The 15,565-nt window shown below is 71.3% G+C and carries 11 protein-coding genes; 2 read left to right on the forward strand and 9 right to left on the reverse strand.

Going from position 1 to position 15,565, the window contains the following annotated elements; all coding sequences use genetic code 11:
• Positions 1-234 precede the first annotated feature (234 nt).
• Positions 235-1,830, reverse strand: coding sequence for a CitMHS family transporter (locus QWJ39_RS13895; RefSeq protein WP_356903509.1), 1,596 nt, complete (start codon positions 1,828-1,830; stop codon positions 235-237).
• Between the two features lie 48 nt (positions 1,831-1,878).
• Between QWJ39_RS13895 and QWJ39_RS13900 the strand changes: the two genes are divergently transcribed.
• A complete protein-coding gene (locus QWJ39_RS13900; RefSeq protein WP_290258442.1) occupies positions 1,879-3,612 on the forward strand; it encodes an ATP-binding protein in 1,734 nt (577 codons plus the stop codon).
• Entirely contained in the window at positions 3,605-4,270 is a 666-nt protein-coding gene (locus tag QWJ39_RS13905) for a response regulator (protein ID WP_290258443.1), read from the forward strand. The genes QWJ39_RS13900 and QWJ39_RS13905 overlap by 8 nt, the downstream gene beginning before the upstream one ends.
• On the opposite strand, the gene QWJ39_RS13910 is transcribed toward QWJ39_RS13905, so the two are convergent.
• The 8 genes from QWJ39_RS13910 to QWJ39_RS13945 form a co-directional block, all read right to left on the reverse strand.
• A complete protein-coding gene (locus tag QWJ39_RS13910; RefSeq protein WP_290258444.1) occupies positions 4,260-4,781 on the reverse strand; it encodes a hypothetical protein in 522 nt (173 codons plus the stop codon). The two genes, QWJ39_RS13905 and QWJ39_RS13910, sit on opposite strands and share 11 nt — an antisense overlap.
• 55 nt (positions 4,782-4,836) lie before the next feature.
• Positions 4,837-5,340, reverse strand: coding sequence for a GNAT family N-acetyltransferase (locus tag QWJ39_RS13915; protein WP_290258445.1), 504 nt, complete (start codon positions 5,338-5,340; stop codon positions 4,837-4,839).
• Between the two features lie 64 nt (positions 5,341-5,404).
• On the reverse strand, positions 5,405-6,235 hold the full coding sequence (locus QWJ39_RS13920; RefSeq protein ID WP_290258446.1) for an inositol monophosphatase family protein: 831 nt from the start codon (positions 6,233-6,235) through the stop codon (positions 5,405-5,407).
• Complete coding sequence (gene ligA / locus QWJ39_RS13925; RefSeq protein WP_290258447.1) at positions 6,232-8,517, reverse strand: NAD-dependent DNA ligase LigA; 2,286 nt, start codon at positions 8,515-8,517, stop codon at positions 6,232-6,234. Before ligA ends, QWJ39_RS13920 begins: the two co-directional genes overlap by 4 nt.
• A gap of 153 nt (positions 8,518-8,670) precedes the next feature.
• Entirely contained in the window at positions 8,671-8,937 is a 267-nt protein-coding gene (locus tag QWJ39_RS13930; RefSeq protein WP_290257160.1) for a hypothetical protein, read from the reverse strand.
• 87 nt (positions 8,938-9,024) lie between these two features.
• Complete coding sequence (locus QWJ39_RS13935) at positions 9,025-10,302, reverse strand: LssY C-terminal domain-containing protein (RefSeq protein WP_290258448.1); 1,278 nt, start codon at positions 10,300-10,302, stop codon at positions 9,025-9,027.
• Positions 10,303-10,381: 79 nt separating this feature from the next.
• A complete protein-coding gene (locus tag QWJ39_RS13940; RefSeq protein ID WP_290258449.1) occupies positions 10,382-14,839 on the reverse strand; it encodes an FtsK/SpoIIIE domain-containing protein in 4,458 nt (1,485 codons plus the stop codon).
• The gene (locus QWJ39_RS13945; protein WP_290258450.1) at positions 14,836-15,540 is read right to left on the reverse strand and encodes a hypothetical protein; all 705 of its coding nucleotides are present in this window, start codon (positions 15,538-15,540) and stop codon (positions 14,836-14,838) included. Before QWJ39_RS13945 ends, QWJ39_RS13940 begins: the two co-directional genes overlap by 4 nt.
• Between the last annotated feature and the right edge of the window lie 25 nt (positions 15,541-15,565).

A 15,565-nucleotide genomic window follows, 5' to 3' on the forward strand; every position in this document is an offset into this window, starting at 1 on the left:
CGGCTCCCAGCCTTCGCAAGCTCAGGCCGGGTCCCGCGCCGGCGTGGCCCCTCGGGCAGGGAACCCTGACGGCGGGGGCCCTCGCTTAGACGCACGCTGACGGATGTCCGTCCCGTCGCCGATGTGCCTACCTCACCTCACGGCCCCTGTCCGGGGCTCGGGGCCCGGACAACGCAAAGGAGGAAGGGGCGGAAAACTTCCGCCCCTTCCTCCTTTTGTTTTTCTCCGTCGTTGTCAGCCGACGCCGATGGCTCCGGTGGCCATGCCTACTCCGAGCATGACCAGGGAGATGACGGCGGTGCGCCAGAGGACCTTCTTGTGGTGGTCGCCCAGGTCCACCTTGGCCAGGGAGACCAGCAGGAGGATGGCCGGGACCAACGGGCTCTGCAGGTGGAAGGGCTGGCCGGTGATGGAGGCGCGGGCCATGTCCGCCGCGCCGACGCCGTAGTGGGCGGCGGTTTCGCTCAGGACCGGTAGGACGCCGAAGTAGAAGGCGTCATTGCTCATGAAGAACGTCATCGGGATGCTCAGGATGCCGGTGATGACGGCCATGAGCGGACCCATGTCGGACGGGATGATCTGCACCAGCCACTCGGACATGGCCTTGACCATGCCGGTGCCGTTGAGGACGCCGGTGAGGACGGCGGCGGCCATGACCATGCTGACGACGGCGACGATCGAGGGTGCGTGGGCGATCAGCTGCGCGCTCTGCTCCTTGATCTTCGGGAAGTTGACCAGCAGGGCCACGGCAGAGCCGACCATGAACACGAAAGGCAGGGGCATGATGTTGGCCACGAGGGTCACCATGACGGCCACGGTCAGGGCCAGGTTGAACCAGAACAGCTTTGGCCGCAGGGTCGCGCGGTTCGGATCCAGGGCGGTGTCCGCCATGGCGGAGTCGCGATCGTCCACGAGGTTTTCGGTGCGTTCCAGGACTGCGACGCCGGAGCCACCCGCGGGGGCGCCGCCGGCCGGGGTGCCGGCGCGGCGGCCCGAGGTGCTGGAGGTGCCGGAACCGGTGCCCGTGCCGCCGTCGGCCGTTCCGCCGAACTCAACGCCCTCGGCCCAGATCTCCGGGGCGGTGGCGCGGAGGCGGTTGCGTTCCTGCAGGCCCAGCAGCCAGGCGAAGACCATGACCACGGCCAGGCCGACCACCAGCGAGGGGATCATCGGGACGAACACGTCGTTCACGTCGAGCTTCAGCGCGGTGGCGGCGCGGGCGGTGGGACCGCCCCAGGGCAGGATGTTCATGGTGCCGTTGGCCAGGCCGGCCACGCAGGTGAGGACCACCGGGCTCATCTTCAGCCGCAGGTACACCGGCAGCATCGCCGCGGTGGTGAGGATGAAGGTGGTGGAACCGTCGCCATCGAGCGAGACGGCCGCGGCGAGGACCGCGGTGCCCAGCACCACCTTGGCGGGGTCGTTGCCAAGCTTGCGCAGAATGAGCCGCACCAGCGGGTCGAAGAGCCCGACGTCGATCATCAGGCCGAAGTAGATGATGGCGAACATCAGCAGCGCGGCCGTGGAGGTCATCGACTTCATCGAGTCGAGCACCATGGGGCCGATGCCCAGGCCCGCGCCGGCAAAGAGTCCAAAAACGGTGGGGACGATGATCAGCGCCAGCACCGGCGTCAGCTTCTTCGTCATGATCAGCACCATGAACACCGCGATCATGGCGAATCCGAGTATTACCAGCACAGCCGGCTCCTTCTTCAGTGGTCCGCACCACTCCGCTGTGATGCGCACTACAGACGTTAGGGTGGCGTGCGTCACGGTGGTGCCTTTGCCGCATTTGATTGGCATACTGCTTGTTGGACGCATTGTGCTCATTTTGCTCACCACCCGATCGACGACGCCGGACCGCCCCAGGAGGCAGCCATGGGACCCCTCACGGGCCGCACTCCCCTGCGTTTCAGCACCCAGACGCTGCTGCTGCAGCTCGCCGTCGTGGCGCTGGTGGTACTGCTCAGCGGCGCCGTCCACGCCTGGCTGACCTACGACCGGCTGGGCCGTGAGGCGGAGAACCAGGCCCTGACCCTGGCCCGCACGGTCGCCTCCGACCCCGGAGTCCGGTCCGAGGTGCAGCAGATCAGCGCCCAGGCCGGCACCCCGCCGCCGGCCGAACTGCTCACCGGGCCACTGATGGCCGCCGCGGAGGGCGCCCGCGCCCGGACCGGGGCGCTGTTCGTTGTCATCACCGACGAGACCGGGCTCCGGCTAGCCCACCCCGACGCCGACCGGCTGGGCGAGCGGGTCAGCACCGACCCGTCCGAGGCGCTCTCCGGCAAGGAGGTCACCACCCGTAACACCGGTACCCTGGGCCCCTCCGCCGGCGCCAAGGTCCCCGTCTACGCCCCCGGCGCCGGGGCGCCGACGGGCCAGGTGGTGGGCGAGGTCAGCGTGGGCTACTCCACCGAATCGATCGGCCAGAGCCTGGGGCGGGACATCGCCCCGATCCTCCTCACCGCCGCCGGCGCCCTGCTGGCCGGCGTGCTGGCCTCCTTCCTGCTGCGGCACCGGCTGCGCCGGCTGACCCTGGGCCTGGAGCCGGAGGAAATCAGTACCCTGGTCCATGACCAAGTGGCGGTGCTGCAGGGCGTGGACGACGGCGTGATCGGCATCTCCGCCGACGGCCGGATCAGCGTGTTCAACGCGGCGGCCCGGCGGATGCTGGACCAGCCGGACCTGGCCGGGACCGCCTGGGCGGACGCCCCCGTCCCCGGTGCCCTGCACGCCCTGACCCGGGCGGACGCGGCCGAGGCGGACGCCGTCGAGGTGGTGGCCGGGGGCCGTGCCCTCGTGGCCAGCGCCCGCAAGGCCCTGCACGGGCGCGAGGACCTGGGCTGGGTGGTCATGCTCCGGGACCGCACCGAGCTCCAGCACCTGACCCGGCAGCTGGACGCCGTCGGCACCCTCTCCACCGCACTCCGGGCGCAGCGGCACGAGTTCGCCAACCAGCTGCACACCATCGCCGGGTTCATGAGCATCGGCCAGCACCAGCAGGCCCGCGACTACCTGGCCAGACTTGCGGCGACCGGCCCGCTGAAGTTCCCGGTGGACCAGGCCGAACTGCTGCAGGACCCCTACCTGCAGGCCTTCCTGGGCGCCAAGGGCGTGGAGGCGGACGAGCGCGGGGTCAGCCTGCGCCTCGGCCCCGAGACCCTGGTCCGCGGCCAGGTGGTGGAGCCGCAGGACGTCACCACGGTACTGGGGAACCTGATCGACAACGCCGTGAACGCCGCCGTCGCCAGCTCCGGCCCGGACCGCTGGGTGGAGGTGGAGGTGCTGGACGCCCCCGGCGCGGACGGCGCCGCCGGAACCCTGCACATCATCGTGGGCGACTCCGGCGACGGACTCCCTGCCTTCGACGGCTCCGGCGCCGACCCGGACGGGGTCTTCGCCGAGGGTTTCACCACCGCCAGGACCCCGGCACGCGCCGGGGCCGGGCAGGGGCTGGGGCTCGCCCTGGCCCGGCAGCTGGCCCGCCGCCGCGGCGGGGACGTCACCGTGCTGGACCGCGGCAGCCCGGGCGGTCCGGGCGCCGTCTTCCTCGCCACCCTGCCCGGCACCACCGCCATGACCCCGAACCCCGAAGGAGGGGACAATGCCTGAGGACTTCCGCGTCCTGATCGTCGACGACGACTTCCACGTCGCGAAACTGCACGCCGCCTACGTGGACTCCGTGGCCGGCTTCCTGGCCCTGCCGCCGGCCGGTTCCGCGGCCCAGGCGCTGCAGGCCATCCACAGCCTCCGCCCGGACCTGGTGCTGCTGGATGTGTATCTCCCGGACGCCTCCGGCCTGGACCTGCTGCACCAGCTGGATGTGGACACCATCATGCTGACCGCCGCCGCGGACACCGCCTCCCTGCGGGTGGCGTTCCGGCGCGGGGCGCTGGGCTACCTGCTTAAGCCGTTCACGTCCGAGTCACTCTCGCAGCAGCTGCGCTCCTACGCCCGGTACCGCCGGATCCTCACCCAGCCGGGCGCCGTGACGCAGGAAACCGTGGAGCGGGCCAAGCGGTCCCTCATGCCCGGGGACGTCACCGCCTCGGCCCGGCCGCGGTCCGCCACGGAGGCCGCCGTGCTGGAATCCCTGGAGCCCGGCGAGCAGTATTCGGCGGCGGAGGTGGCCACCCGGGTGGGTGTCTCCCGGGCCACGGCGCAGCGCTACCTGTCCTCGTTGGCGGACGACGGCGCCGTCGAGATCCAGCTCCGCTACGGCAGCACGGGCCGCCCGGAGCACCGGTACGGGGTGGCCGTCAGCCGCTGATGCTGCCGCCGGCGCGGAAGGCGTTCCTGCGGGCGTGTTCGTGGATCCGGCCGAGAATTTCTATTTGGGCGTGGCCGTCTTCGATCAGCCGCTCATACGTGGCCGGGTCGAGGCCGAGCTCGGCGGCGTGTTCCAGGATGGTCTGCCAGCCGCCGATCTTGCCCAGAACGGCAGCGCGCATGAGTTCGGACTCGAGCACCAGGGTCAGCGGGGAGCGGCTCACGAGCCGGCCGTTGAGTTTCAGCCGGCCGGCGTGTTCGGCCAGCCAGGCCGCCGCCTGCCGGTGCGGGCGCTGGGGTACGCGGAGCTCGTGGATGAGGTTCCGGAGCAGCTCCCGCTCGCGGGTGAGCTCCTCCACCAGCCGGGCCAGCTCGACCCGGAACGGGGTGTCAGTGAAGTCCTTGGCCATCCGCTCCACCCGGCCCAGGCCCGCCGTCGAGCCAGTGAGATGGTCCGAGAGGTAGATGCCGAGCAGCTTCCGGTCGATGGTCTCGGGGATGCGGGGTGCCATGCTGGCCACCCTACCCGAGGGCGCGCGCCAGAGAACCGGTACTAGAGGGCCGCCGCTAGAGGTCGAGGCGGTAGACCAGCAGCTTGATCTGGGTGTCCGGGACGAACCAGTCCCGTTCCGGGACCCGCTGGAAGCCGGTCTTTTGGTACAGGCCGTGGGCGCTTTCCCAGGTCAGGCCGGTGGTGAGGGCCACACCGGTGACGCCGGGCAGGGTCCGGGCGTGGTTGATGATGGCTTCGACCATGGCCTTGCCGGCGCCGCTGCGCTGCACGGCCGGGTCCACCACGAGCATCCGGAATTCCAGTTCGTCGGGCAGGGCGATGTCCGCGTACGGCTCCCCCGCGACGGCCAGGGTGACGGAACCGATGACCTCGCCGGCGCGTTCGGCCACCCAAATGACCGCGTTGTCGTTGCGCTCGGCGACCTTCCGGATCTGGCGCATGTAAGGGTGGTCGGCGTCGTCGAAGTACCCGGCGGCGAGGTAGGCGTCGGTGGTGATGCGGGCGACGGCGTCGAAGTCGGCCGGGACGGCGGGCCGGATCAGGATCTGCGAAGGCACCTATCAATGGTACGGGCAGCCGTGCGGGCCGGCCGGCCAAACGCCCCTTTCCGTGACTGAGGTATCAGAGCGGGAAGGCGCCGGAGAGCTCCAGCGGCCCGGCGCAGGTCCAGGCGCCCAGGCGTTCCTCGTCCGAGGGCCCGCCGTTCAGCACGCTGGTCAGCCGCGGCCGGCGGACCCAGCAACCGGCCTCCTCGGCGATCAGGGCGCCGGCGGCGAAGTCGTGTTCGTTCAGGCCGCGTTCGCCGTAGGCGTCGTGGGTGCCGTCGGCCACCAGGCAGAGGTCCAGCGCGGCGGAGCCCAGCCGGCGAACGTCGGCGAAGCCGCCCATCAGCTGCGCCAGCCCCGCGGCCTGCTCGGCGCGGACCGCCGGGTCGTAGCTGAAACCGGTGGCCAGGATCTGGCCGGTCCTGCCCTGGGCGGGTCCGTTGAGCGCGGTCCGGCGGCCGTTCTCCTCGAGCCAGGCGCCCTGGCCGCGGGAGGCGTAGTAGACCCGGCCCAGTGCCGGGGCATGGACGACGCCGGCCAGCCAGGCGCCGTCGGGCCCGGCGACCGCCACCGAGGTGGCGTAGTAGACGATGTTGCGGATGAAGTTCGTGGTGCCGTCCAGCGGGTCGACGGACCAGCGGTAGCCGCTGGAGTCGGCGGGCAGCACGGTGCCGCCCTCCTCGCCGGTGATGGTGTCCGTGGGCCGGGCGCCGGTGATGACGCCCCGGACCGCGGCCTCGGCGGCGAGGTCGAAGTCGGTGACCCAGTCCCCCGCGTCGCCCTTGTTGCTGACGCCCAGGTCCGCTGAGCTGCGCCCGGCCAGGACGGCGGCGCCGGCGGCGGCCGCCTCCCGGGCCAGCGCGAGGAACGCCTCCGGGGCGGGGAAGGCCGCGTCCGTCCCGCTCATTCGGCGTCGGCCCCGGCGTCGGCGGCAGTCCCGGCATCGGTATCGGCCGCGTTCCCGCCGCCCACGCCTGCCGGCCCCTCGGCCAGCAGTGCCCGGAAGCCGTCCTCGTCCAGCACCGGCAGGCCCAGCTGCTCGGCCTTGTCCAGCTTGGTGCCCGCGTTCTCCCCGGCCACCACGTAGTCGGTGTTCTTCGAGACCGAGCCGGCGGCCTTGCCTCCGCGGATCAGGATGGCCTCCTTCGCCTCGTCCCGGCTGAAGCCCTCCAGGCTGCCGGTGACCACCACGGTCAGGCCTTCCAGGGTGCGCGGGGTGGAGTCGTCAACCTCATCCTCCATCCGCACGCCGTCGGCAGCCCAGCTGTCCACGATCTCGCGGTGCCAGTCCTCGGCGAACCATTCCTTCAGCGCCACGGCGATCACCGGGCCCACGCCGTCCACCCCGGCCAGCTCCTCCTCGGAGGCCTGCCGGATCGCGTCCATGCTGCCGAAGGCGGTGGCCAGCGCCCGGGAGGCGCGGGGCCCCACGTGCCGGATGGAGAGGGCCACCAGCACGCGCCAGAGCGGCTGGGATTTGGCCTTCTCCAGCTCGGCGAAGAGCTTGACCGTGCTGGCGGTGGGCTTGGACGGGTTCTTGGCCGTGCCCTTGGTGTAGAAGTACGGGACCAGCTCGTACTCGCCGGTGCCCACGCCCTTGCTGCGCTTCTCGCGCCGGATCCGGACGTCCGCGAGGTCCTCGGGGGTGAGGCGGAACAGGGCCGCCTCACTGGTCAGCGGCGGGGTCTCGGGCTCGGTGGGCTGGGTGAGGGCGACGGCGGCCTCCCAGCCGAGCGCCTCGATGTCGAAGGCGCCGCGGCTGGCCACGTGGAAGACACGTTCACGCAGCTGCGAGGGGCAGGACCTGGCGTTGGGGCAGCGGATGTCCACGTCGCCCTCCTTGCCGGGGGCCAGCGGGGTGCCGCAGGACGGGCATTCGGTGGGCATGACGAAGTCCCGGACCGGCGGGTCCTGCTGGTCCCGGAGTGCCAGGACCGGGCCGACGATCTCCGGGATCACATCGCCCGCTTTGCGCAGAATGACGATGTCACCGATCTTGACGCCCTTGGCCTTGACGACGTCCTGGTTGTGCAGGGTGGCCATGCTGACGGTGGAGCCGGCGACCTTGACCGGCTCCATGATGCCGAACGGGGTGACCCGGCCGGTGCGGCCGACGTTGACGGCGATGTCCAGCAGCTTGGTGTTGACCTCTTCGGGCGGGTACTTGTACGCCACCGCCCAGCGGGGCACGCGGCTGGTGTAGCCGAGGGCCCGCTGGGTGGCCAGGTCGTCGACCTTGACGACGATGCCGTCGATCTCGTGGCTGAGGCTGTGCCGCTTGTCCCCGTAGCGTTTGATGAAGTCCAGCACCTCGGCCAGGCCGGGCAGCACCTCGAAGTAGGGGCTGGTGGGCAGGCCCCAGTCGGCGAGCTGGCGGTAGGTGTCCGACTGGCTCCGGGTCTGCAGGCCCTCGCGGGCGCCGATGCCGTGGACGTACATTTTCAGCGGCCGTTTGGCGGTCTCGGCCGGGTCCTTTTGCCGCAGCGACCCGGCGGCGGCGTTGCGCGGGTTGGCCAGCGGGGCCTTGCCCTCGTTGATCAGGGCCTCGTTGAAGGCGGCGAAATCCTTGGACGGGATGAACACCTCGCCGCGGATCTCCATCTCCGCGGGGAAGTCCGTGCCGGTAAGCCGCTGCGGGATCTCCTTGATGGTCAGGACGTTGTGGGTGATGTCCTCACCGGTGGTGCCGTCGCCGCGGGTGGCGGCACGGACCAGGACGCCGTCGCGGTAGAGCAGGTTCACGGCCAGGCCGTCGATTTTCAGTTCGGTAAGCCACTGCGGCGGGGTGCCGCCGCTGCCGATTTTGGCGATGCCGGCCTCGGCCTTGGCGATCCAGGCTTCCACCTCCTCGACCGAGAAGACGTCCTCGAGGCTGTACATGCGGGTGAGGTGCTCGACGGCGGTGAACGCGGCGGAGACCTCGCCGCCCACCTCCTGGGTGGGTGAGTCGTTGGCGACCAGCTCGGGGTGGGTTGCCTCGAGCGTCTCCAGCCGCCGGTAGAGTTCGTCGAATTCGGCGTCGGAGATGACCGGGGCGTCCTCCTGGTAGTACGCGAAGCGGTGCTTGCGGACCTCCTCGACCAGCTGCTCGTACTCCTCGCGGATGGCCTCGGACGGGACGGCGCCGCCGTCGCTGCTGGGGGCGGTGGCCGTGGATTCGCTGTCTGCTGCGGTCTTCGCTGTGCTCACAGACCTATCCTGCCTTAGAACACCGACATTGTGTCGGCACGGAAAGTTGTCCGGTTCCGGAAGAGCGGTCCGGCCGAGGGATGCGTCAGGCCCGGACGCGGGTGCGTCCGGGCCTGACGGTACTTCCTGCGCGGGCCGTGCCCGCGGGAGCTCTTAGCGGGCGGAGGCGCTCTGCTGTTCGGTGGCGTTGCGGACCGCTTGCTGGCCGGCCTGCTGCAGCGCCTGGGACACCCGGGTCAGGGCCGCGACGTGCTCGCCGTTCCACTCGCTGCGGAACTTCTCCGCGTCCGGACCCATCCACTGCGTGCCCGCGAGGACCTTGGTCAGCATCGACTTCTGGTTATCGATTTCCTGCGACCCGGCCTGCAGCTTGGACCCCAGCGCCTTCAGCTGATCAACATCTGCACCCCAAATAGCCATGCGAAAAATCTCCTTAGATCGTCGGACCCGAACCTCTCGGCGTCCCCAGCGGCCCCCGGCTGATCCGGAAGTTCCTATGCCAAGAACCTACCCTGCCGCCTCCGCCAGCGTCGATGGGGACCCCTGCCCATCGGCCTTGCGGGCGTAGCTGAGGGAGCGCCGGCTGGTGAGGGCGATGATCAGCAGGATGTCCAGGGACAGGCCCACCAGGTTGGTCTGGAAGGTCACGGCGGGTCCCCCGGTGAGCACGTCGACGGCCTGGGCGATGATGGCCAGGGCGCTCAGCAGCATGGTGGCCACGCGGGCGCGGTTGCCGCCGCGGAGCACGAACCAGCCCAGCGCGAGCTCGGCCAGGCCGAACACGGCGATCACCGCGACGACCACCGGCAGCTGTTCCCCGGCGCGGTCCGCCAGCGGCAGCGAGCCCGGGTCCGAGACGGCCATCAGGGCCGCGAGAGCCAGGGCTGCGAGGCCGCGGAGGGCCGCGAGCCCGACGCCGAAGAGGGTGGGCGCGGGCGGCCGGACGGCCGTCACGGCGGGCGGCGGCACCGCCCCGGCGTCGGCCCTGACCCCGGTGAGGTCGACGACGGGAAGGTGCCCGTCGGTGGAGATGGTGTCTCCCCCGCCGTTGCGGGAGTGGTAGCCGGAGGAGAAGTCACGCAGGATCCGCACCCCGACGGCGGGGTCGGCGGCGCGCAGGCTGGCCAGGACGAAGTCCCGTTCCCGGTCGATGTCCTCCTCGATCTTGTGGGTGACCTGCAGCGTGAAGAGGGACAGGCCCACGGAGCGGTCGTAGGTGCCGGCGGCCACCCAGTCCACGGCTGCGCCGCCGGGTAGCACCCAGCCCGGCGGGCAGCGCCAAAACCGGATGTGGTGCCGCTTGCCCGGGTTGCCGTCCACCTCCTGCTGGTAGGCGAAGTCCTGCTGCCGGCCAAAGAGGAACAGCGGGCTGACCGGCGCCTCGTCGTAGCTGCGGCGGGTGAGGGTGGCGGTGATGATGCGCCGGCTGCTGGCCAGGTCAACCGGGTCGGCCAGGGTCCAGCCGGCCCGGCGCATGGCTGTGTGGACCTGTGCCGGGGAGCCGAGCAGCGCCACGTTCACCGGGTCCCCCAGCAGGCCGTCGCTGGTCCGGGCCCGGCCGATGAAGTAGTCGGGCAGGTAGATGCGGGTGAGGATCCGGTGCAGCCGGGGCAGCACCAGGTACGCGAGCGCGGCCCAGAAGACGACGGCGAACCAGGCCCGGCTCCAGTCCAGGCTCGCCTCAAACAGGATGCTTGCGAGCCACAGGGCGGCCACACCGCTGAAGACGAAGAGGGCGTTATCCAGTGCCGTGTCGCCGCCGGGGGCCACCCTCCGCGCGGCCACCGCCCGATTCCTTACCCGGGTCATGCCCACACCCTACCGCCGGGGACGCCACTGCGTCCCCGGCGGCAGGGGTCGGCTCCTAGGCCCGGTTTTCCGGCGGCAGGGCGACCTGGAGCTTGCGGACCTTGCCCCGGCCCACGATGTAGCCGCGGCCCGGGATGAAGTCTCCGCTGACCCGGCCCAGGGAGGTGTTGAGCAGGCTGTCACCCTCGATGTCCCCGGGGTTCAGCAGCAGCCCGCGGCGCCCGGACTTGAACGGCTGGGCCAGGGACCAGGCGGAGGACCAGGTGGAGGTCTCAGATTCGCCCACCACCCACTGCTCGGCCTTGATCGAGGCGGTCACCAGCCGGGCCAGGCCGGATTCGGCCAGGGTGTCGGTGAACTCGGTGAGGCCCTCGATGAAGATCGCCAGCTTGCCGGGGGTGCCGGTGCTGTAGTCGACCAGTTCGTCGATCACCTCGTCGACGTCGTCGGCGCCCACCACGGAGCGGTCCCAGAGCTTCAACGACGCCGCGGCTGAGCGCCGGGAGCCCAGGTAGATCAGCTCCACGCCCGGGTTGGAGCGGCGCAGGGCATGGGCCAGGGTCACCAGGGCCACGGTGCGGCCGGAACCCGGAGGGCCGGCCAAGAGCAGCGGGCCCTTGGCCAGGATTTCGGCCGGCTGCAGCGTCTCGTCGTCGACGCCGATCACGGGCAGGTCCGGGCTGCCGGCGGGCAGCAGGTCCAGATCCACCGAGTCGGGCAGGCGCTCGATCTGCGGGGCGCGTTCGACGCCCTGCCGCAGCATCGCCTCCCGCAGTTTGTGCACCTCGCGGGCCTGGACGGCGAGGTTGGAGTTGCCGCCCAGGACGGCCAGCTGCACCTCGAGGCCGCCGAGGAGGCCGCGGCCGGGCGGGCTGCCGGCGCCCAGGACGTCGCGCGGGACGTCCATGGAGAGGTAGTCCTCCTCGGAGGACAGCCGCAGCACCAGCCGGCGCTGGATGGAGGCCAGCAAGGAGGCCGGGACGGCGTTGGGCCGGTCGCCGGTGACCACCAGGTGGATGCCCAGCGGCCGGCCGTCGGTGGCCAGCTGCAGGAAAATGTCCCAGAGGCCGGAGAGCTTGCTGTATTCGAAGGTCTCCCGGAAGGCGGAGATGCCGTCCACCAGGATGAAGATGCGCTTCTCGTCCGCCATCCCGGAGAGCCGGCGGTATTCGACGATCGTGCTGGCGCGGACCTCGGCGAAGCGGGCGGCCCGGTCGTCGGCGAGGTCGCGGAGCCAGCGCAGCAGGCGGCCGACGCGTTCGACGTCGTCGCCGTCGATCACCTCGCCCACGTGCGGCAGTTCGTCGAGCATCCGCAGTCCGGCCGAGCCGCAGTCGATGCCGTAGACGTTCACCGGGCCGCCGCGCGGGGTGACGGCCGCGGCGATCGCGATGCCGCGCAGCGCTGCGGACTTGCCGGAGCCGCCGGTGCCGTAGATGGCCATGTTCCCGTCCCGGTCCGGTTCGTAGAACACGGTGGGCTGGTCCTGGTGCGCGGGGTCGTCCGCCACGCCCAGGAGCAGCCGCACGTCCGTCCGCGGGTTCGGCAGCAGGGAGAAGTCGTAGGTGGTGGCCAGCTCGTCCAACCACGGCTTGCGGGGAGGCTCGATGGCGAGCACGTCCGCGGCGCGCAGGATGTTCTGCGTCATCCGGGCGATGTCGTTCGGGCCGGCCGGCTGCTCGGCCGCCGGGTCCGCCTCGGCCGGGGCGGCCCAGGCCGGGCCGGAGCCGAACGCCATTTCCACGACGTCGATCCGGGGCCGCTGCGGCTTCTCCGTGGTCCAGCCGCCGGCGTAGCCGGTCTGGAAGCCCTGGATCCGGCCGGGACCGGTCTTGACGGCGCCGCGGCCCGGGATGGACGGGTCGAAGTAGGCGGCGGTGGGGACGCCGAGGATGTCGACGGCGTCGTCCTCATCCGCCATCCGAAGCGCCACACGCAGGTTGGTGTTGGCGCGCAGGCTCTCCTTGATCACGCCGGCGGGGCGCTGGGTGGCGAGGATCAGGTGCAGCCCCAGGGAACGGCCGCGGGCGGCGACGTCCACGACCCCGTCGACGAACTCGGGCACCTCGGTGGCGAGGGCGGCGAATTCGTCCACGATGATGATCAGGTAGGGCGGCGCCTCCGGGTCGGCCCGGCGCTGGAGTTCCAGCAGGTCCTTGGCCTTCTTGCGGTTCAGCAGCTTCTCGCGGTGGTGCAGCTCGGCCCGGAGCGAGGTCAGGGCCCGGCGGACCAGGTGCGGGGACAAGTCGGTGACCAGGCCCACGGTGTGCGGCAGCTGCAGGCAGTCGGCGAACGCGGCGCCGCCCTTGTAGTCCACGAACAGGAAGCTGACCCGGTCCGGGCTGTAGGCGGCGGCCATGCCCATCACCCAGGACTGCAGGAACTCGGACTTGCCGGCGCCGGTGGTGCCGCCCACCAGCGCGTGCGGGCCCTCGTTCTTCAGGTCCAAGTAGAGCGGTTCGATGCCCTTGGAGCCCACTAGGGCGCGGAGCGAGCCGTTGTCCTTGCGGTTGGGCGAGGCGGAGGCGTGCACGGAGTTGTTCTCGCTCCAGCGGTCAGCGACGGCCTGCGGGTTGTCCAGGAGGTCCTTGCCGATCAGGGTGGCGTAGGAGACGGCGCGGGGCAGGTCGGAGTCGTCCTCGAGCGGCTTGCCGACGTCGACGACGGGGGCCAGCATGCGGGCCAGCTGCGCGGCGAGGCCGGCGTCGAGGCTCTCGCAGGAGACCGGGAAGGTGTGCCGGCCCAGGCGGACCTGGCCGGTGGTGGTGCCGTGTTCGCCGTCGACGGCCATGAAGTCCCGGCAGGCGGCGGGGAGCTGTTCCACCGAGGCGGCCACCCAGATCACGTGGACGCCGGCGTCGGGGCCGCGCTCCAGGACGCGGGTGAGCCGGCCGCGGTCCACCGGGGCGTCGTCCTCGACCACCAGCAGCACGGTGGGCAGCTGCGGGGCGGGGACCTCCGCGGCGGTGTCGCCGGGCCGGTCGGTGAAACCGGGGCGCAGCGCCGGGGCGGGCTCGCGGGAGGCGGCCTCGCGCTGGTCGATCAGGTCCTCGAGGCGGGACAGCAGGGCGGTGCCGCCGGCCGGACCGGCGGCCAGGTGGTCCCCGGCGAGCGGGCTGTGGCCGGAGCCGGCGTGCGGGAGCCATTGCAGCCAGTCCCAGCGGTCCCGGGACTGGGCGGAGGTGATCGCGGTGAGGACGACCTCCGCCGGCGAGTGCAGGCCCACCAGCTGCAGCACCATGCCGCGGGCGACGTCGTCCACCAGGCCGCGGGCGCCGGCCAGGCCGAAGGAGCCGGCGGTGCGCAGCTGCGAGACGATCGGCACGCCCTCAACCTCGGCGAACCGGTGCAGGCAGTCCTGGATCTCAGCCATGAATTCGGGGTCGGTCTCGTTGTTCTGCGGTTCCTCGAACTGGATCCGGGACGGGGCGGTGCCCAGGCCGAAGCGCAGGCCCAGGAAGCCGGTGTGTTCGGGGCGGTGGGTCCACAGCAGCGGGCCCAGCTTGTAGATCGAGTCCACGGTGTCGCTGACGGAGGGGGCCTCCTGCAGCCGGACGGCCCGTTCCACCTTTTGCAGCCCGGTGATGTCGGCCTGGAACGCGGCCATGGCGGCGCGGAAGGACTTGAGCTGTTCCTTGCGTTCGCGCCGGGACTGCATCCTCTGGTCCATGTAGTGGCCCACGACGAACAGCGGCATCATCAGCATGAAGATCACGGACATCATGTTCTGCGTGACCGCGAAGACCACGGCGCCCATCATCAGCGGGGCGATCAGCATGATGTACGGGAAGGGCTGGCGTTCCTGGCGGGTGGGCCCGGACGGCACGGTGCGCTTGCGCGGTTCGAACCGGGGCACCACGCGGGGCGAGCGGTTGAAGTCGATCAGCGGGGAGCTCGGGGCGGCGCCCTGGCTGCCGCCGAGCGAGACCACCGAGACCGTGGTGTCGCCCAGGGTCACGGTGTCCGAGGAGGTCAGGGTGGCACGGGTAACCGGCAGCCCGTCCATCAGCAGGCCGTTGGCGGAATTGGTGTCCACGATCTCGATGCTCTCGCCCACGGTGATCCGGGCGTGCCGCTTGGACGTCAGCGGGTCGGTCAGCCGGATGTCGACGTCGCGGTCCCGGCCCACGTAGCTGGTGCCCGAGGGCAGCGGGAATTCGCGGCCGACGTCGGGCCCGGAGAGGATCCGCAGGGTCGCCGCGGCGGGGCCCCGGTTCGCCCCGGGGACGGCGAACTGCTCGCTGACCTGGGTGAGGGAGATGATCGAGCCCGGCCGGAGGCCGGATTCGAGCAGGCCGTCTTCCCGGTTCAGGACAGTGCCGGTGGAGCCGCCGGCGGCGAAGGCCTCCTCGATCCGGAGCGAGAGGTTCGCCGGCGCGGGGGTGCCGCGGCGGGCCGGGTCGGCGGCCCAGAGTTCGGTGGCGATGTCCGCCACGGTGGCGAGGCCGTCGACGGTGACGGCCAGGTCCTTGGCCTCGGCGGGGTCGCGCCGCAGGGTCAGCCGGATCCTCATGCGTCCCCACTCCCGCGCTGGGTCTCCAGCAGCCCCAGGTCCGCGGGGGTGACCAGGTGCGAGGTGACGGCGTGCTCGACGAGCCGGGCCCGGCGGTTGGTGGCGAGCTTCCCGCCGCCGCCGCGCAGTCCGGCGACTCCCACCCGGTCAAGTTTGTCGCACACGTTATCCAGCTTTCTGTTGAAACGGGTCAGGGTCCAGCCCAGGGTCTTCGCCGCCTCGGCGGAGGAGGGTATGGCGCTGAAGCCGGTGCCTTCGCGGCGGAGCATGGGCTCGGCGAGGGCGACGATCAGGGCCTTTTGCGAGTCGGTGAAGACCACTGGCCCGATGGTGGTGTCGCCGCCGCTGTCCTCGCCGCGGGATTCCTGCCGGAAGGACGGGGTGCGCAGGTGCACGGCGAACTCGTACGTGGTGGGGCCGGCGGTGAAGATGACGTTGGTGTGGCTGAAGACCAGCGGGATCCGGGCGCCGGGGGCCAGCCAGGCCTGCATGCCGCCGGAGGCGTCGGCGATGGTGGCGCAGAGCATGCTGCCGACGTTGCTGAGCCACCAGATGCCGTCGTAGCGGGCGATCTGCAGGAACTGCCGGTGCAGGTACGGGTTGTCATCGACTTCCAGGTCGCCCTCGCGGCCGATGCTGAAGATGTCCTCGTCGGATGGTTCGTGCCATTCGCCGCAGAAATCGATCGCTAGGTCCCCCATGATGCTTCTCCTTCTCGGGTGGTAG

It is taken from the genome of Arthrobacter sp. YD4 (assembly GCF_030410515.1).
GTDB lineage: Bacteria > Actinomycetota > Actinomycetes > Actinomycetales > Micrococcaceae > Arthrobacter.

Bases quoted from the DNA above. Each gene is read 5' to 3' on its own strand.
- QWJ39_RS13895 (WP_356903509.1), bottom strand. From the start codon at position 1,830: ATGAGCACAATGCGTCCAACAAGCAGTATGCCAATCAAATGCGGCAAA.
- QWJ39_RS13900 (WP_290258442.1), top strand. From the start codon at position 1,879: ATGGGACCCCTCACGGGCCGCACTCCCCTGCGTTTCAGCACCCAGACG.
- QWJ39_RS13905 (WP_290258443.1), top strand. From the start codon at position 3,605: ATGCCTGAGGACTTCCGCGTCCTGATCGTCGACGACGACTTCCACGTC.
- QWJ39_RS13910 (WP_290258444.1), bottom strand. From the start codon at position 4,781: ATGGCACCCCGCATCCCCGAGACCATCGACCGGAAGCTGCTCGGCATC.
- QWJ39_RS13920 (WP_290258446.1), bottom strand. From the start codon at position 6,235: ATGAGCGGGACGGACGCGGCCTTCCCCGCCCCGGAGGCGTTCCTCGCG.
- QWJ39_RS13930 (WP_290257160.1), bottom strand. From the start codon at position 8,937: ATGGCTATTTGGGGTGCAGATGTTGATCAGCTGAAGGCGCTGGGGTCC.
- QWJ39_RS13940 (WP_290258449.1), bottom strand. From the start codon at position 14,839: ATGAGGATCCGGCTGACCCTGCGGCGCGACCCCGCCGAGGCCAAGGAC.
- QWJ39_RS13945 (WP_290258450.1), bottom strand. From the start codon at position 15,540: ATGGGGGACCTAGCGATCGATTTCTGCGGCGAATGGCACGAACCATCC.